Source organism: Rhizobium sp. LjRoot98, from assembly GCF_964252935.1.
GTDB lineage: Bacteria > Pseudomonadota > Alphaproteobacteria > Rhizobiales > Rhizobiaceae > Pararhizobium.
In genome coordinates, this window is the sequence record NZ_CAXUPW020000001.1 from 1,702,395 (window position 1) to 1,719,282 (window position 16,888).

At 60.1% G+C, this 16,888-nt stretch carries 14 protein-coding genes; 5 read left to right on the top strand and 9 right to left on the bottom strand.

Annotated features, from left to right (window positions below; translation table 11 throughout):
- Positions 1-56: 56 nt before the first annotated feature.
- Complete coding sequence (locus ACSQ3J_RS08450; RefSeq protein WP_060502938.1) at positions 57-1,040, top strand: isopenicillin N synthase family dioxygenase; 984 nt, start codon at positions 57-59, stop codon at positions 1,038-1,040.
- 34 nt (positions 1,041-1,074) lie between these two features.
- On the opposite strand, the gene ACSQ3J_RS08455 is transcribed toward ACSQ3J_RS08450, so the two are convergent.
- The 9 genes from ACSQ3J_RS08455 to ACSQ3J_RS08495 all read right to left on the bottom strand — a co-directional run bounded on the left by ACSQ3J_RS08455 (position 1,075) and on the right by ACSQ3J_RS08495 (position 12,825).
- Positions 1,075-1,716, bottom strand: a complete 642-nt coding sequence (locus ACSQ3J_RS08455) for a TetR family transcriptional regulator (protein ID WP_060502939.1) — start codon at positions 1,714-1,716, stop codon at positions 1,075-1,077.
- A 48-nt stretch (positions 1,717-1,764) separates the two neighbouring features.
- Positions 1,765-4,908, bottom strand: a complete 3,144-nt coding sequence (locus ACSQ3J_RS08460) for an efflux RND transporter permease subunit (RefSeq protein ID WP_060502940.1) — start codon at positions 4,906-4,908, stop codon at positions 1,765-1,767.
- A gap of 11 nt (positions 4,909-4,919) precedes the next feature.
- A complete protein-coding gene (locus ACSQ3J_RS08465) occupies positions 4,920-6,191 on the bottom strand; it encodes an efflux RND transporter periplasmic adaptor subunit (protein ID WP_060502941.1) in 1,272 nt (423 codons plus the stop codon).
- Between the two features lie 237 nt (positions 6,192-6,428).
- A complete protein-coding gene (locus ACSQ3J_RS08470) occupies positions 6,429-7,430 on the bottom strand; it encodes an ABC transporter ATP-binding protein (protein ID WP_060502942.1) in 1,002 nt (333 codons plus the stop codon).
- A gap of 12 nt (positions 7,431-7,442) precedes the next feature.
- Positions 7,443-8,498 carry a Gfo/Idh/MocA family protein gene (locus ACSQ3J_RS08475; protein WP_060502943.1) on the bottom strand — a complete coding sequence of 352 codons (1,056 nt, stop codon included), beginning with the start codon at positions 8,496-8,498 and terminating at the stop codon, positions 7,443-7,445.
- Positions 8,498-9,337, bottom strand: a complete 840-nt coding sequence (locus ACSQ3J_RS08480) for a carbohydrate ABC transporter permease (protein WP_060502944.1) — start codon at positions 9,335-9,337, stop codon at positions 8,498-8,500. The genes ACSQ3J_RS08475 and ACSQ3J_RS08480 overlap by 1 nt, the downstream gene beginning before the upstream one ends.
- A 13-nt stretch (positions 9,338-9,350) precedes the next feature.
- Entirely contained in the window at positions 9,351-10,301 is a 951-nt protein-coding gene (locus ACSQ3J_RS08485) for a carbohydrate ABC transporter permease (RefSeq protein WP_060502983.1), read from the bottom strand.
- Between the two features lie 311 nt (positions 10,302-10,612).
- On the bottom strand, positions 10,613-11,872 hold the full coding sequence (locus ACSQ3J_RS08490) for an ABC transporter substrate-binding protein (protein ID WP_060502945.1): 1,260 nt from the start codon (positions 11,870-11,872) through the stop codon (positions 10,613-10,615).
- Between the two features lie 53 nt (positions 11,873-11,925).
- On the bottom strand, positions 11,926-12,825 hold the full coding sequence (locus tag ACSQ3J_RS08495; protein ID WP_060502946.1) for an N-acetylmuramic acid 6-phosphate etherase: 900 nt from the start codon (positions 12,823-12,825) through the stop codon (positions 11,926-11,928).
- A gap of 196 nt (positions 12,826-13,021) precedes the next feature.
- Here ACSQ3J_RS08495 and ACSQ3J_RS08500 point away from each other — a divergent pair, with 196 nt between their 5' ends.
- Genes ACSQ3J_RS08500 through nagA form a run of 4 tightly spaced genes read left to right on the top strand, consistent with a single transcriptional unit; the run spans position 13,022 to position 16,869 of the window.
- Complete coding sequence (locus ACSQ3J_RS08500; protein ID WP_060502947.1) at positions 13,022-13,900, top strand: N-acetylglucosamine kinase; 879 nt, start codon at positions 13,022-13,024, stop codon at positions 13,898-13,900.
- Positions 13,897-14,661, top strand: coding sequence for a GntR family transcriptional regulator (locus tag ACSQ3J_RS08505; protein WP_060502948.1), 765 nt, complete (start codon positions 13,897-13,899; stop codon positions 14,659-14,661). The genes ACSQ3J_RS08500 and ACSQ3J_RS08505 overlap by 4 nt, the downstream gene beginning before the upstream one ends.
- Before the next feature lie 28 nt (positions 14,662-14,689).
- Complete coding sequence (locus ACSQ3J_RS08510; protein WP_060502984.1) at positions 14,690-15,712, top strand: SIS domain-containing protein; 1,023 nt, start codon at positions 14,690-14,692, stop codon at positions 15,710-15,712.
- Positions 15,709-16,869 carry an N-acetylglucosamine-6-phosphate deacetylase gene (gene nagA / locus ACSQ3J_RS08515; protein WP_060502949.1) on the top strand — a complete coding sequence of 387 codons (1,161 nt, stop codon included), beginning with the start codon at positions 15,709-15,711 and terminating at the stop codon, positions 16,867-16,869. The genes ACSQ3J_RS08510 and nagA overlap by 4 nt, the downstream gene beginning before the upstream one ends.
- The last annotated feature ends 19 nt before the right edge of the window (positions 16,870-16,888 follow it).

Here is a 16,888-nt window from a genome sequence, read left to right on the forward strand (position 1 = left end):
GGCGCTCCACCTGCATGATGGGGTCTATATCCTCATAACGCATTGGAGTCGTTGATATGCCCCTGTCACAATTTCCCGTCTTCGATCTCGGTGCCTTTGAAAAAGCGGATGCCGAGAGGAAGCGGGAATTGGGCAAACAGGTCGATGCCATTTGCCGGACGACCGGATTTCTGGCGATCCGCAATCATGGTGTACCGCAGGCCATCATCGATGCCGTCTGGGGCAAGGCGCACGCCTTTTTCGACCTGCCGCCGGAAGAAAAGCAAAATGCCCGGGCGCCTTACAAGGGCTATCCCTATGGCTATCTCGGCCCCGAGCTGGAGGCTTTGGCAAAATCCCGCGACATCGACAGCCCGCCGGACCTGAAGGAAAGCTTCAACGGCGGACCTTTGACACAGCCGGTATCCATGACCGATCCGGAAGCGCTGGCCTTTTGTTATGCGGCGACGATCTGGCCGGAAAAGCCTGATGGCTTCGTCGAAGCCTGGAAAGCCTATTATGCCTCGCTCGAGGACCTGGCCGCCCGTGTCATGCGCCTCTTTGCCGTAGCGCTTGATCTGCCAGAAAACTACTTCGAGCGTTTCATCGATACGCCGATCAGTGCTTTGCGCGCGCTGAATTATCCGGAGCAACACGTGCCGCCGAAACCCGGCCAGCTGCGCGCCGGTGCGCATACGGATTATGGCAGCCTGACGATCCTCCTTCCGCAGGCGGGATCGAAGGGACTGGAACTGATGACGCCGGACGGCCAGTGGAAGCCTGTACCGCCGGTTCCCGGTGCCTTCGTCATCAATATCGGCGACCTGATGGCGCGCTGGACCAATGACCGCTGGGTTTCGACGCTGCACCGCGTCGTCAATCCATCACCGGAGGATGGCGGCATGGCGCGGCGGCAATCGCTCGCCTTTTTCCATCAGCCCAACTGGGACGCTGAGATTGCCGTGCTGGACGCCTGCCTGAACGAGGGCGAGACAGCAAAACATGCACCGGTTCTGTCGGGGCCTTATCTGATGAGCAAGTTCAAATCGACATCAGCCTGACGCCGCCTGCAAACCGGCTGCGAAACAGGATAGATCAGGAAGCGGCCAGCGCTTCCGCAGTTGCTGGTGTCTGGCGAAAGCTGTCGAACAGACGTTTCAGCCCGTCCTTGCCTTCCGACGCCAGATCAAAGCGGCGGCCAAACAGCAACCACTCGCTGCAAAGGCCTTCCATCATCCAGCGCAGCGCTTTGGTGGCAGACTGAGGCGTCCAGTTTCCATTGAGAAAGCCCTCGCTCCGGGCCGTATCAAAAGCGCTATCGAGCATTACGGTGTGCCGGTCATCGACCTCTTGCTGCTTTTCCAGAACCGGCAGCAGATCCTCGCCGTAAGGGCAGCGCAGAAGAATGGTGAAGATGCGCTGGCGATGTTCGTCGCCGGCCAGTTGGTCGAGCCAGTCTCCGGCTGACTTCTCGATATAGCACAGCACATCAGCACCCGGCTGCACGACATTGCGGGCGATCATGTCTTCCAGCGGCAAGTTTACGGTATTGTAGAGCTCGAGAAACAGATCGGTCTTGTTGGAAAAATGCCAATAGATGGCGCCGCGCGTTACGCCGGCCGCCTTGGCGACATCATCGAGTGATGCAGTGGAAACGCCTTTCTCGAAGAAAACCCGTTCCGCAGCATTCAGAATGCTGTTGCGGGTCTCTTCCGCCTCGGCTTTTGTTCTACGCATGACGCCTCCTCAACCGGAAAAGGCCCGCCTTCCGGCGGGCCGTCTCCATTATTCTGCCGGTGTAGAGGCCGTTTCCGCATCCGCACCGATCGGCTTCAACGTCGTTCTGCGGAACAGCTTCATGATGAACACGAAGAAGACCGGCACGAAGAAGATCGCCAACACCGTCGCCGAGATCATGCCCCCCATGACGCCGGTACCGATGGCGCGCTGGCTGCCGGAGCTTGCGCCGGTGGCAATCGCCAGCGGCAGAACACCGAGGGTAAAGGCCAGCGAGGTCATCAGGATCGGACGGAAGCGCAGGTGCGCCGCCTCGATGGTGGCATCCAGCAACGGTTTTCCGGCCTCCATCTGCTCCTTGGCGAACTCGATGATCAGGATCGCGTTCTTCGCCGATAGTCCGATGATCGCGATCAGGCCGACCTTGAAGTAAACGTCGTTCGGCATGTCCCGCAGGATCACGGCCAAAACCGCACCGATGACGCCAAGCGGCACCACCATCATCACCGCAACGGGGATGCTCCAGCTTTCATAGAGCGCTGCAAGGCACAGGAAGATCAAGAGGCAGGACAGCGCCACCAGAAGCGGTGCCTGAGTGCCCGAGGCGATTTCTTCCCGCGACTGCCCCGTCCACTCATAGCCGAAGCCGGGAGGAAGCTGACTGAACAGACGTTCCATTTCGGCGATCGCTTCACCGGAGGAATAGCCTGCATTGGCCTGGCCGCTGATCGGCACTGACGGGTAGCCGTTATAGCCGACGGTCTGTGTCGGGCCGCTCGTCCACTCGATGCTGGCGAAAGCAGACAGAGGCACCATGCCGTCATTGCTGTTACGCACGTTGAGCTTCAGAAGGTCGGCCGTCTGCATGCGCCGGTTCTCGTCAGCCTGCACCGTCACACGCTGCAGACGTCCCGCATTCGGGAAGTCGTTGACATAGGACGAACCGAGATTGGTCGAGATCGTCGAGTTGATCTCCGCAAAGGTCACACCGAACGTGTTGGCCTTTTCACGGTCGATCAACAGATTGACCTGTGCCGCATCCGGCAGGCCATCGACGCGAACACCAGAGATGACCGGGCTTTGCGCGGCAAGGCCGAGAAGCTGGTCACGCGCTGCGGCGAGTGCCGCGGCCCCTTGACCACCACGATCCTGCAGGCGGAACTCGAAGCCATTGGAGGTGCCGAGACCCTGGATCGGCGGCGGCGAGAGCGCAAAGCTGATCGCATCCTTGATCTGGGACATGGCGCCCGATGCCCGGCCGGCGATGACCGAGGCAACATCGTTGGGTCCACGCTCCGACCAGTCCTTCAGCGTCACGAAGGCGAGGCCGGCATTCTGACCGGTACCGGAGAACGAGAAGCCGCTGATGGCGATGATCCGTTCGACAGCCGGTTCCTGGCTGAAGATGGCTTCCGTCTGCTCGATAACCTCGGTCGTGCGGTTTCCGGTTGCTTCCGACGGCAGCTGCATCGAGACGATGACGAAGCCCTGGTCTTCATCCGGAAGGAACGACGACGGCAGCTGCATGAACAGATACGCCAAACCGCCGAGCAGCACGACATAGATCAGCATGAAGCGCCATGTGCGCGTGACCATGCCGGCGACCCAGCCGCTATAGCCATGCGACGCCTTGTCGAAGCCGCGGTTGAACAGCCCGAAGAAACCGCGCTTGGCGTGATGATGGCCCTTCGGAACCTGCTTGAGGAAGCTGGCGCACAATGCTGGCGTCAGCGTCAAGGCGAGCAGAGCCGAGAACAGGATGGAAACCACCATGGTCAGCGAGAACTGCTGGTAGATGACGCCAACGGCGCCGGGGAAGAAGGCCATCGGAATGAACACGGCCGACAGAACCAGCGTGATGCCGATGACGGCACCGGTGATCTGCTTCATCGCCTTGCGTGTTGCTTCCTTCGGTGTCAGCCCTTCTTCGGACATGATGCGTTCGACGTTTTCGACGACGATGATCGCATCGTCGACGAGAATGCCGATGGCAAGCACCATGCCGAACATCGTCAGAACGTTGATCGAGAAGCCCATGGCGAGCATGGCGGCACACGTGCCGAGCAATGCTACGGGAACGACGAGTGTCGGAATGATGGTGTAGCGGATGTTCTGCAGGAACAGGAACATCACGAGGAACACCAGGGCCACCGCTTCAAGCAGCGTGTGCAGAACCTTTTCGATCGAGATCGCGACGAAGGGCGACGTGTCGTAGGGGACGGAGTATTCGACGCCCGCCGGGAAAAACGTTGCCAGTTCGTCCATACGCGCCTTGATGGCCGTGGACGTGGCCAGCGCGTTGCCGGTTGGGGTCAACTGCACGCCGATAGCCGCGGACGGCTTGCCGTTCAGGCGGGTGGAGAAGCTATAGTCCTGACCGCCGATCTCGATGCGGGCAACATCGCGCAGACGAACCGTGGCACCGTTGAGATTGGCACGCAGGATGATCGCCCCAAACTCTTCAGCCGAGGTGAGCTGGCCCTTGATCAGAACAGGCGCGCTGATCTGCTGTGTGATCGGGTTCGGCTGGGCGCCGATGCTGCCAGACGCGACCTGGGCGTTCTGTGCGGTGATTGCGGCGTTGATGTCGCTGGCCGTCAGATTGAGGCCACGCATCTTGTCCGGATCGAGCCAGATACGCATGGCGCGCTCGGTGGCAAACATCTGCGCACGGCCGACGCCTTCGACGCGCTGGATTTCGTTGAGCACGTTGCGGCTGAGATAGTCGCCGAGCGAAACCGCATCCATGGAACCGTCGGTGGATGTGAGTGCGAGGATCATCAGGAAGCCGGAACCGGCTTCCTCAACCTCGATGCCCTGCTGACGCACGGCATCGGGCAAACGCGCCTCGACGCGGCGAACACGGTTCTGCACGTCGATCGAGGCGTCACCGGAATCAGTGCCCGGAGCAAAGGTCACGTTGATCGACACGCTGCCTGCAGCGCTGGACGTCGACGAGAAATACTGCATTCCCTCGATGCCGTTCAGCTCATTTTCGATGAGCCGCGTCACACTCTGGTAGGTCTCTTCCGACGATGCGCCGGGATAGCTGGTGTTGATGGAAATCTGCGGTGGTGCGACGTTCGGATACTGCGAAATCGGCAGCAGCGGCAGCGCGATGATACCGGAGATCATGATGAAAAGCGCGACGACCCACGCAAAGATCGGCCGGTCGATAAAGAAACTAGGCATCGATCAGATCCTCACTTCGCCTGTTCGGCAGGCTTTGCCTCTTCCGCCGGCTTGGCAGCAGCACCGTCCGTGCCGGCCTGCTCAGCAGCGGGTTTCGCGTCCGCTGGCTTTGCACCGGCAGGCTGGGCATCAGCGACCTTCCAGTCCGCCGGCTCGACGGGCGCGCCAGGGCGAACCTTCTGGAAGCCTTCGACGATCACCTTCTCGCCGGCCTTCAAGCCATTGCGGATGATCCATTGATCACCCAGAACATGGCCGGCAGAGACGGTGCGCAGTTCGGCCGTCTTGTCATCCTTGACGACATAGACCTGTGCATTGCCCGATGTATCGCGCTGCACGGCCTGAGTTGGCACAGCGATGGCATCCTTCTCGACGCCCTGCTGGATGATTACGCGCACATACATGCCGGGCAGCAGGTCGCCGTCCGGATTGGGGAATTCACCACGCAACGTAACCTGGCCGGTTGTCTCATCGACAGCTGCTTCCGAAAACAAAAGCTTACCGGCATGCGGATAGGCACTGCCGTCATCCATCACCAGATTGACCTTGGCTTCGTTGCCCCCACCGGCCAAAGCACCGTCCTGCAGCGCCTTGCGCAGGCGGATGAGATCCATCGCAGACTGGGTAAAGTCGGCATAGACAGGATCGAGCTGCTGGATCGTGGCCAGGTTTTCGGAGCCATTGGCGCTGACCAGCGCACCCTCGGTGATCAGCGCACGGCCGATACGGCCGCTGATCGGCGCTGTGACATTGGTATATTGCAGATTGAGCTGGGCGGTTGCGAGACCTGCCTCAGCGATGGCCACGTCGGCATCGGCCTGTGCGAGCTGCGCGATCGCGTCATCATAGTTCTGACCGGTGGCGACGCCGGATTTCTTTAACTGCTCCTGGCGATCAGCCGCCTGCTTGGCCTGAAGCTGAACCGCCTTTGCGCGGCGCAACGTGCCTTCGGCACTCTCGACCAGAACCCTGAAAGGCGCCGGATCAATCCGGTACAGCACGTCGCCGGCGTTCACATGCGAGCCCTGCTCGAACACGCGTTCGATGACGATGCCGGTGGCGCGCGGACGCACTTCCGAAATGCGGGTTGCTGCGATGCGGCCCGGCAGGTCGTTGGTGATCGGCAGCGATTCGGTCTTCGTTGTAATCACCGAGACCTGCGGCGGCGGATAGGACGGGGCCGCCTGCTTCTCGCTGTCGTCCTTCTGGCAGCCTGAAATAATCACCAGGGCAGCCACTGTTGCAGCCAATATTGGTCGGTTCATCCGCATCTCTGGTTCCATACGCAAAGTCCAGCCACACAGCCGATCATCTTTTTTCAAAGAGATCAGCTGCTGCTGGAAGTTCATGAAAATCAATATGATACGAAGAAATTCCGGGACAGAACGACCAACGCATCAATTATACAAACAGATACGTATGTTAAAACCGGAAGCAGCGCAAGCCGATGATGCAACGCACAATAAAACGTTACCGAACGATAATTTTCATCAACATTCGGATACAATCACGTTTCGAAATCAGCGCAGAACCCGGTCGTCGGCACCGAAACGGTGCATCGAAGCCTTGTCCGGCGTCGCGTAGACGACGTCGTCGACATCGTATTTGTGCTCACCGAAGAGGCGAACCGTCAGCAGGCCGGTGACCTCGGTTTCCAGATACAGGATCGTATCGGCACCAAGATGCTCGACATGAATGACCTTGCCCTTCCAGTCACCGCTCTCACGCGACAGGGTAATATGTTCCGGCCGGATACCGACAGTCTTTGCCTCTTTGTCGCCGAGCCTGCCGGCTTCAATGAAATTCATCTGCGGCGAACCGATGAAGCCGCCGACGAACATGTTAGCCGGCCTGTTATAAAGCTCCATCGGCGAGCCGATCTGCTCGATCTGGCCGGCATTGAGAACGACGATCTTGTCGGCCAGCGTCATCGCCTCGACCTGATCGTGCGTCACATAGATCATCGTTGCCTTGAGGCTGCGGTGCAGCCGGGCGATCTCCAGACGCGTATTGACGCGCAGCGCAGCATCGAGGTTGGAGAGAGGCTCATCAAACAGGAACAGCTTTGGCTCCCGCACGATGGCGCGGCCGATGGCGACGCGCTGGCGCTGGCCGCCGGACAGTTCCGCAGGACGGCGGGCAAGATATGACTCAAGCGACAGCATGCTGGATGCCTTGGCGACCTTGGCGTCGACCTCCGCCTTCGGCGCGCCCATCTGCTTCAGGCCGAGGCCCATATTGTCCTTGACCGTCAGATGCGGGTAGAGCGCATAGGACTGGAACACCATGGCGATGCCGCGCTTGGCCGGCGGCGTGGTGACCACTTCCTGGCCATCGATCTGGACGCTGCCGGAGGTCGCATCCTCAAGACCGGCGATGACACGCAGAAGAGTCGACTTGCCGCAGCCGGACGGGCCAACGAAGATGACGAACTCGCCATCCTTCACGTCGAGGTCGATGCCCTTCAGAACTTCGTGATTGCCGAAGGCCTTGCGGATGGATTTCAGTTGAAGTGATCCCACGTGAGGCCCCTTTTAAAGTTTGACCGGCTGGCCGGTGCGCACGCTCTCATCGGCCGCAAGGCAGATGCGCAGCGACTGGACCGCATCGTCCATATGGCGTTCGAGATCGATATTTTCGGTGATGGCTTTCAACACATAGGCCTGCTCGAGGTCGCAGAGCTCCTGATGTCCAGGCTCGCCGTCCATCTTCAGGTCCTCGTCCTTGTGAACGAACTTGCCGTCCGCGCCGGTTTCGGCCTTGTGAACGCGAATGACCGCGGTCTTGGTGTGCGTGTCGATATCGTCGGATTTGGCATTCGGATCCATGACGATGGAAACCGATCCGTTCGGCGACATCACGTCCTTCACGAAGAAGGCGGTCTCCGAGATCATCGGCCCCCACGCGGCTTCGTACCAACCGAGGGAACCATCCTCGTACAACACCTGCAGATGGCCGTAATTGTACATCGACGGGGCGATTTCATTGGACAGGCGCAGGCCCATGCCGCGGACTTCGACGGCCTTGGCATCGGTGATCTGGCACATGACATCGACATAGTGCACGCCGCAATCGACGATCGGCGGGGTGGTCTCCATCAGCGACTTGTGCGTCATCCAGGTTGGGCCGCTGGATTGCTGATTGAGGTTCATGCGGAACACATAAGGGCCGCCGAGCTTGCGGGCTTCGGAAATCAACCGGATCCAGGACGGATGGTGGCGTAAGATATACCCGACCACCAGCTTCTTGCCCGCCTTCCTCGCCGCTGCCACGACGCGTTCAGCATCGGCCACCGTCGTTGCCAGCGGCTTTTCGATGAAGACATCGCAGCCTGCCTCGAAGGCCATGACGGCATAGTCGGCATGGCTGTCGGAGTAGGTGCAGATCGAGCAGAGATCAGGTTTTAACTCTTTGAGGGCCGTGGCAAAATCCGGATGGATCGTATAGCCGCCAAGCTCCGGCGCCAGCACCGGCTTGGAGCGATTGACGAGGCCGACGATCTCGAAGCCGGGATTGTTGTGATAGGCCAGCGCATGACTGCGGCCCATATTGCCGAGACCGGCGACGAGGACACGGACGGGTTTGCTCATTACTTGACTGCTCCTGCGGTAATGCCGCGGATCAGCTGCCGCGAGAAGATAACGTAGAGAATAAGGACAGGGAAGATCGCCAGTGACAGGGCCGCAAGAACCGCGTTCCAATTGGTAACGAACTGGCCGATGAAGACCTGTGAGCCGAGTGTGACGGTCTTGGTGGCTTCGCCGGGCGCGAGGATCAGCGGAAACCAGAGATCGTTCCAGATCGGGATCATCGTGAAGACCGCGACGGTTGCCATGGCCGGGCGGACCAGCGGCAGGACGAGCCGGAAGAAGATCGCATATTCCGACAGGCCATCGATGCGGCCGGCATTCTTCAGGTCATCCGAGACGGTGCGCATGAATTCCGACAGGATGAAGATGGCAAGCGGCAGGCCTTGGGCGGTGTAGACGAGGATCAGTGCCGTCAGTGTGTTCACCAGACCGGCGGCGACCATGCCCTGCAGGATGGCCACAGTGCCAAGCCGGATCGGGATCATGATGCCGATGGCGAGATAGAGCCCCAGCAGCGTATTGCCCCGGAACCGGTATTCCGACAGCGCGAACGCCGCCATGGCGCCGAACAGCAGCGCAAAGAAGATCGAGACGACCGTGACGATCAGGCTGTTCTGGAAATAACCGATGAAATCGCCCTGTTTCAGCACTGTGGTATAACCGATCAGGCTGAACGTCTCCGCTGTCGGCAGAGCCAACGGTGTGCGGAAAATGGCGTTCTTGTCTTTCAGCGAATTGACGATCGTCAGAACGACCGGAAACAGCGCGACCACTGTATAGGCTGCGAGGGCCAGGTGAACGAAACCCGAGCGCAGCGGCGAGATGCGTGCTTTTGACATGGGCCCATTCCCCTTAGAACTGGTAGCGGCGAACGCGCCGCTGGATGCCGAAGAGATATAGCGAGACGCCGGCCAGGATGATCAGGAACATCACGGTGGCGATGGTGGCGCCCATCGAGCGGTCACCAAGCTGCAGTTGGAAGCCGAAGAAGGTCCGGTAAAGCAGCGTTCCGAGAATGTCGGTCGCCCCGTCCGGCCCGGCAAGTGCGCCTTGCACGGTGTAGATCAGGTCGAACGCATTGAAATTGCCGACGAAGGTCAGGATCGAGACCATGCCGATGGCGGGCAGGATCAGCGGCAGCTTGATCTTCCAGAACTGGCTCCAACCGGTGATACCGTCACATTCGGCAGCCTCGATAACTTCGTCCGGGATGTTCAGAAGGGCGGCATAGATCAACATCATCGGAATGCCGACATTCTGCCAGACGGAGATCAGCGAGACTGTAATCAGCGCCGAGCCGGGCTTGCCGAGCCACGGCCCGAAGAAGGCCTTCAGGCCGACGAGATCCATGAAGAACGGCGTAATACCCCAGATCGGCGAGAGGATCAGCTTCCAGATGAAGCCGACGATAACGAAGGACAGGACCGTCGGCATGAAGATTGCTGTCCGATAGAAGGCCGCAAGCCTGAGCTTGGGGATCGACAGCATGGCGGCAAGTGCAATGCCGAGCGGATTCTGCACCAGCATGTGGATTGTAAAGAAGATGAAGTTGTTCTTCAGCGCCCGCCAGAAATCGGCGGCCCAGCGCTCATCCCCGAACAGGACCTGGAAATTGGCGAGACCGACGAACGTGGATTGCCCGTCGACCGTATTGAACAGCGACAGACGCAGCGTTTCGATCAGCGGCAGGATCATCACGGCGGAATAGACGATGAAAGCCGGCAACAGGAAAACAAGGATATGCCAACGTCTCGGCCGCGCCGAGATTTGCATGCTGTCCTCAGACGATATGGCGCTGCTCATGGCTTCTGCCGCTCCGACCCGTTTTTCGTCGATCGCCGCGATGTGCGGCAAGGCCTGCGCTGCCGGTCCCCGCGGCGCGTGCCATCACCAGCAAGCCCGAAGGCGCTGGCAGGATGTGATTTCAGGTTACATGTTTTTGGCTGGACGCTTTGCTTTTTGCAAGGACATCCCGCGTCAAGTGCAGCCCCTCATCCGCCTTCTCGGGCACCTTCTGCCGGTAACGCGCAGAAGGGACAAGCTGCAAACTTCGGAAGTCCCCTCCCCCCTGTGAGGGGGAGGGTTAGGGTTTGGGCTATACGCCCACGCCCGATTTACTTGGCAGGCTTGTACCAGCTGTCGAGGCCCTTCTGCAGCTTTTCGCCAGCAACTTCCGGCGTATCGGTGCCGTTGATGACGTTGGCCGATTCAACCCAGGTCTCGTTTTCGAGGTTCGGGGTGCCACGCGACAGGATCTGGTAGGTCGAGCGGATGGTCGGCTTGCACTTTTCGCGCCAGGAAACGAATTCCTGTGCGAGTGGGTCGGCCATCTTTACCGGTGTCGAGTTCAGGCTGAAGAAGCCCGGCAGCGAGTTGGCATAGATGTCGGCGAATTCCGGCGAAGCGATCCAGGTGAGAAGCTTCTTGGCTTCTTCCGGATGCGCGCTCTTGGCGTTCAGGCCAACGCCGATGTCGTTGTGGTCGGAGATGTAGCAAGCATCGCCTGCGGCCTTAACCGGCGGCGGGAAAGCCCCCATCTTGAACTGGGCCTGCGTGTTGAACAGGCCGATTTCCCACGAGCCGGCCGGGTAGATGGCAGCGCGGCCGAGCGTGAAGAGGTTCTGGCTGTCCGGATAGGTCTGGGCTTCGAAGCCGTCGCCGAGGTAATCCTTCCACTTGGCAAGAACCTTGTAGGGTTCGACCCAACCGGCGTCCGTCAGCTTCTGCTCGCCCTTGATCAGGGCAGCGCGGCCTTCTTCACCCTTCCAGTAGGTCGGGCCGATGTTCTGGTAGCCCATGGTCGCGGCTTCCCAAAGATCCTTCGTGCCCATGGCGAGCGGAATGTAGGTGCCGTCAGCCTTGATCTTGTCGAGCGCTGCGAAGAAGTCGGCTTCCGTCGCCGGGATGGCGATGCCGAGCTTGTCGAAGGCATCCTTATTGTAGATGAAGCCATGAATAACCGATGCCATCGGTACGCAGAAAGCAACCGAACCATCGTCTGTCGTCCAGGCGGACTTGGCGACCGGCGAGAAATTCTCCATGCCGGCAAGACCGGTCAGGTCAGCCAGGTGCTTCTTGTTGTAAAGCTCAAGCGAAGCATCGAACGGGCGGCATGTGACGAGGTCACCGGCCGAACCGGCATCGAGCTTGGCGTTCAGCGCAGCGTTATACTCGGTCGGGGCAGTCGGCGCGAAGACGACCTTGATGCCCGGATGCTTGGCCTCGAAAGCCGGAATGAGCTTTTCCTGCCAGATGGCCAGGTCATCGTTGCGCCAGCTTTCGATCGTCAGCGTGACGTCCTCGGCATGCGCCAGCCCGGCGGAACCGAGGATGCTGGATGCAAGCAGCAGGCCTTTCAAGGTAGTGCGGGTCATTACGTTCTCCCTCATTGTGCGCCATTTTTGGCGCGGTTTTAAAACCCTTGGACTCAATGTGCCGCGACAGCAGACAATGCGCGGCGCAAGTTTTGACCGGCCTCAGCAAGCGCTGCTTCCGCAGCGACCACATCCTTTGCCCCAGCGGCAAGAAGAATGGCGATCTTTACCGAGCCAGAAGATGTCGTCAGATAATGGCCGGCTTCCGTGGCGCCGATCCCGGCAATATCGGAAACGATGCGGATGGCACGGCCACGCAGTTTTGCATTGTCAGCCTTCAGATTGACCATATGTCCATCGTAGACATGACCGAGCTGAATACCGACAAGCGTCGAAAACATGTTGAAGGCGATCTTCTGCGCGGTGGCTGCGCCCATGCGGGTCGATCCGGAGATAACCTCGGGCGGCGTCTGCAGCAGAATAGAGACTTCGGCATTCTGGAAGAGCAGGGCTCCGGGATTGTTGGCCATGGCAATGACGCGTGCGCCCCGCTCGCGGGCCTCGTCGGCTGCCGCAAGCGCATAAGGCGTCGAGCCGCTGGCCGACACCGAAATCAGACAATCTCCCGCGCCAATACCGGCATCGCGCACATCCTTGCGGGCCAGCTCCATATCGTCTTCATATCCACCGGCGAGATCGGTAAGGCTCGCGGCACCGCCAGCAAGAAGCACCACGACCTTGTCGAGCGCAATTCCATAGGTACCGGGCAATTCCAGCGCATCGGTCATAGCCATAAGGCCTGAACTGCCGGCACCGGCATAGGCCAAACGCCCGCCATTGGCGAGCGCGGCGGCAGCGATCTGCGCGGCAGCGGCGATGGACTCGATAGCAGAATCAACAACTTTGGCCGCTGCCTGCTGGCCGGACGCAAGCACACGCAGAGCAAGCGCCGGATGCATTACATCCAGCCCCATCGCCTTGTCGTGACGCTCCTCGGTTTTCACTGATGGCATGCGCTTATCTCCCTCTTCGCAAATTAATGCCAAAAAAATACCAATTGTCTAGGAAAAATTCGATTTTAGCTGAATAAAATTTCCATTTTCTAAAATAATTTATATATTTCAGTTTGTTAATCGATAAATCCAATTAAAGACCAAAATCCTCTTGGTAAATGGTATTTTTTTGGTATCCTTTTTCCCGGAGGTATCCATGCCACATTACATTCTGGGAATCGACGGCGGGGGCACGAGTTGCCGCGCGGCTGTAGCGGGCGCCGATGGGCGTATCCTCGGGCGCGGCAAAAGCGGCGCTGCCAACATCCTGACCGATCCCGATAACGCCCTGATCCATATCGTCAGCGCAGCCACTGCAGCATTCGAGGAAGCAGGCATTGCTCCTTCGGAAATCGGTTCAGCCTGTGCGCTGGTCGGGGTTGCCGGCAGCAATGTCGGCGATGCCGTGCATTATGTGAAGGAACGCTTGCCGTTCGCGAAGGCCGACATCGAATCCGATGGGCTGATCGCGCTGCAGGGCGCACTCGGCGATAGTGACGGCGCGGTGGCCATTCTTGGCACCGGTTCCATCTATATCTCCCGCCAGGGAGATGAGGTCCGCTATATCGGCGGATGGGGGTTCCAGATCGGCGACCTTGGCAGCGGCGCCCGGCTTGGCCACGCGCTTCTGCAGGAAAGCGTTCTTGCCTTCGACCGGATTCATCCATCGTCGCCGCTGACGGATGCCGTGATGGCGGAATTCAACAATGATCCGCGCGAGGCTGTGGAGTTTGCCCGCGCTGCGGTACCCGGCGAATTCGGCCGGTTCGCACCGAAGATATTCGACTATGCGGCCCGCAACGATCCGGTGGCGATCGCCTTACTCAAGGGCTGCGCGCAAACCGTCGATGAGGCTCTGGATGCCCTGGTGGCCCAGGGTAGCCGCAAGCTCTGCCTGCTGGGCGGCCTGGCACCGATCTATCGGCCGTGGCTTGCCGAACGGCATCAGCCTTTGTTCATCGAACCCGAGGCAGACGCCCTGACCGGCTCGGTGGCGCTGGCTGCCAAGCGGTTTGTGACGGGATCTGCCACATGACCCAGCATCTCGAAGCCATATTGCCATTGGACGGCCTGCAGGCCGGGGGCTCCGGCCCCCTTTATCTCAAGCTGCGGCAATCGCTGGAAGAAGCCATTTTGTCGGGAAAGCTCAATCATGGCGACGCCCTGCCGCCAGAGCGGGATCTCGCCGACTATGCCAGCATCAGCCGCGTGACGGTGCGCAAGGCAGTCGACGATCTGGTCAAGGACGGTTTGCTGGTGCGCCGCCACGGATCCGGAACCTTTGTCGTCAAGCCGGTTCACCGCGTCCAGCAATCGTTGTCGCGCTTGACATCGTTTACCGAGGATATGTCACGCCGGGGGCTGGTGACGACGGCGCAATGGATCGAGCGCGGACTGTACCATCCCTCGCCGGATGAAATGATGGCGCTTGGCCTGCCCGCCGATGCGCTGGTGGCGCGGCTTGGCCGACTACGTATCGCCGATGATATGCCGCTTGCGATCGAGCGGGCCAGTGTTTCCGCAGAGTTCCTGCCGGATCCCGTCCGGGTCGGCACATCGCTCTATGCCGAACTCGACAAGACCAAATCGCGGCCTGTGCGCGCCGTGCAGCGCATTTCCGCCTGCAGCCTGAAGGATCCGGATGCGGCGATGCTGGGCGTGCCGGCCGGTTCCGCCAGCCTGTCCATCGAACGCATTTCCTACCTCGCCTCCGGCCGCGTGGTAGAATTCACCCGCTCGCTCTATCGGGGCGACGCCTATGATTTCGTCGCCGAACTGACTTTGTCGGATTCCTGAGAGCGGCCCAGATAAGAAAGACATGACCATGCAAACCAACATGCGGCGCGAAATCAACGAAATCCCCGAAGCGGCAGCGCGTCTTCTTGAACAGTCCAAGGCAGCGGTCAAGGAAACCGGCGCAGCTCTGCGTGCGAAAGACCCGGCGTTTTTCGTAACGATTGCCCGTGGTTCGTCCGACCATGCCGCACTGTTCCTGAAATACGCGATCGAGCTTTCGACCGGACGGCCCGTCGCCTCGCTCGGCCCATCGCTTGCTTCAATTTACGGCGCCAAGATGCAGCTTCAGGGCGCAGCATCGATCGCCATCTCGCAATCGGGCAAGAGCCCGGACATCGTCGCAATGGCCGAGGCGGCAACCAAGGCCGGCGCCGTGACGATCGCACTGACCAACACCCTGCCCTCACCGATCTCGGAAGCCAGCACCCATCCGCTCGATATTCTCGCCGGGCCGGAAATCGCTGTTGCTGCAACCAAGTCCTATGTCAATTCGATCGTTGCCGGCCTTGCCATCCTTGGTGAATGGACGGGAGACACCGCCCTCCAGCGTGCCGTCGCCGATCTGCCTGCCCAGTTTGCCAAGGCGGTGAAGCTCGACTGGCAATCGCTGGCCGATGAACTTGGTGACGCGGAATCACTGTTCGTGCTCGGCCGCGGTCCGGCGCTCGCCATCGCCAGCGAGGCCGCGCTGAAATTCAAGGAGACGTCCGGCATGCACGCCGAAGCCTATTCGGCGGCGGAAGTGCTGCATGGGCCGGTGGCGCTGGTCGAAAAACGTTTTCCGGTGATCGGCCTTGCTGCGCGTGATGCTGCGGAAGGGTCGGTTACCGGCATTCTTGACGGCCTGGCTGCCAAGGGTGCGCTCGCCTTTGCGACCTCGTCGGAAGCGAAGGCGGCAAAGGCTCTGCCGTTCGTGGCAACCGGTCATCCGATTACCGATGCGCTGGCCCTGATCATTCCGTTCTACGGCTTCGTTGAATCCTGGTCGCGTTCACGCGGCCTCAATCCTGACGCGCCGGTCGCTCTCAAGAAGGTTACGGAAACGCGATGACCGCACAAAAAGCTATCACCGGAGCCCGGATTTTCGACGGCCTGTTCTGGCATGATGGCCAGTCACTGCTGCTGGATGGTGGAACGATCACCGGTATCCTGCCGCAGAGCGACCTGCCTGCCGGGACAGAAATTGTCCCGGCCGATAGCCAGTTGCTTGTACCCGGCTTTATCGATCTGCAGGTGAATGGCGGTGGTGGCGTGATGCTGAACGACCGGCAGGACGTCGATGCCATCCGGACGATCTGCGCTGCTCACGCGAAGTTCGGCACGACCGCTCTGCTTCCGACGCTGATCACCGACACATTCGAGATTCGCGCCCGCACCATTGCGGGCGGCAGGCAGGCCAAGGCGGAGAATGTACCCGGATTCCTGGGTTTGCATCTGGAAGGGCCGCACCTTTCCGTTGCCCGCAAGGGCGCTCATGACCCGGCCCTGATCCGTCCGATGGATCAGGCCGATCTCGACGCGTTGCTCGAATGCGCCGGGGATTTTGATGCCATCATGGTAACGGTGGCACCCGAAAACACGACCGCATCGCAGGTTTCAGCGATGGCCGAGGCCGCTATCATCGTCAGCCTTGGCCACACGGATTCTGGCTACAAGACCGTCGTTGAGTATGCCAAGGCTGGCGCGCGTACAGTGACGCATCTGTTCAACGCGATGAGCCCGCTCGGCCATCGCGAACCGGGTGTTGTTGGTGCAGCTCTCGATATTGGCAGCCTGCATGCCGGCATCATTGCCGATGGCTTTCATGCCGATCCGGTATCGATGGGCATTGCATTACGCGCCAAGAATGGCCCCGGCCGCATCTTCATCGTCACCGATGCGATGTCGACGATCGGCTCCGAGCAGACAAGTTTCCTCCTGAACGGCCGCGAGATCTTCCGCAAGGGCGGGCGCCTGACATTGGCCGACGGCACGCTGGCAGGCGCCGATATCGACATGCTCGCTTCTGTGCGTTTTGCCCATGAAAAGCTGGATCTGCCGCTCGACGAGGCGCTACGGATGGCATCGGCCTATCCCGCCGACGCTGCAGGTGTAGCCGCCCGGAAAGGCAGATTGTTGCCCGGTCTCGACGCGGACTTCGTGCTTTTGACCGAGAGCCTGGACATGGCCTCGACGTGGATTGGCGGGACGCGCGTTTTCCAAGCCTAAGCTTCGAGATATCGAGATA

Coding starts and splice junctions, on each gene's coding strand:
- ACSQ3J_RS08450 (WP_060502938.1), top strand. CDS start 57: ATGCCCCTGTCACAATTTCCCGTCTTCGATCTCGGTGCCTTTGAAAAA.
- ACSQ3J_RS08455 (WP_060502939.1), bottom strand. CDS start 1,716: ATGCGTAGAACAAAAGCCGAGGCGGAAGAGACCCGCAACAGCATTCTG.
- ACSQ3J_RS08460 (WP_060502940.1), bottom strand. CDS start 4,908: ATGCCTAGTTTCTTTATCGACCGGCCGATCTTTGCGTGGGTCGTCGCG.
- ACSQ3J_RS08465 (WP_060502941.1), bottom strand. CDS start 6,191: ATGGAACCAGAGATGCGGATGAACCGACCAATATTGGCTGCAACAGTG.
- ACSQ3J_RS08475 (WP_060502943.1), bottom strand. CDS start 8,498: ATGAGCAAACCCGTCCGTGTCCTCGTCGCCGGTCTCGGCAATATGGGC.
- ACSQ3J_RS08480 (WP_060502944.1), bottom strand. CDS start 9,337: ATGTCAAAAGCACGCATCTCGCCGCTGCGCTCGGGTTTCGTTCACCTG.
- ACSQ3J_RS08485 (WP_060502983.1), bottom strand. CDS start 10,301: ATGAGCAGCGCCATATCGTCTGAGGACAGCATGCAAATCTCGGCGCGG.
- ACSQ3J_RS08490 (WP_060502945.1), bottom strand. CDS start 11,872: ATGACCCGCACTACCTTGAAAGGCCTGCTGCTTGCATCCAGCATCCTC.
- ACSQ3J_RS08495 (WP_060502946.1), bottom strand. CDS start 12,825: ATGCCATCAGTGAAAACCGAGGAGCGTCACGACAAGGCGATGGGGCTG.
- ACSQ3J_RS08500 (WP_060502947.1), top strand. CDS start 13,022: ATGCCACATTACATTCTGGGAATCGACGGCGGGGGCACGAGTTGCCGC.
- ACSQ3J_RS08505 (WP_060502948.1), top strand. CDS start 13,897: ATGACCCAGCATCTCGAAGCCATATTGCCATTGGACGGCCTGCAGGCC.
- ACSQ3J_RS08510 (WP_060502984.1), top strand. CDS start 14,690: ATGCAAACCAACATGCGGCGCGAAATCAACGAAATCCCCGAAGCGGCA.
- nagA (WP_060502949.1), top strand. CDS start 15,709: ATGACCGCACAAAAAGCTATCACCGGAGCCCGGATTTTCGACGGCCTG.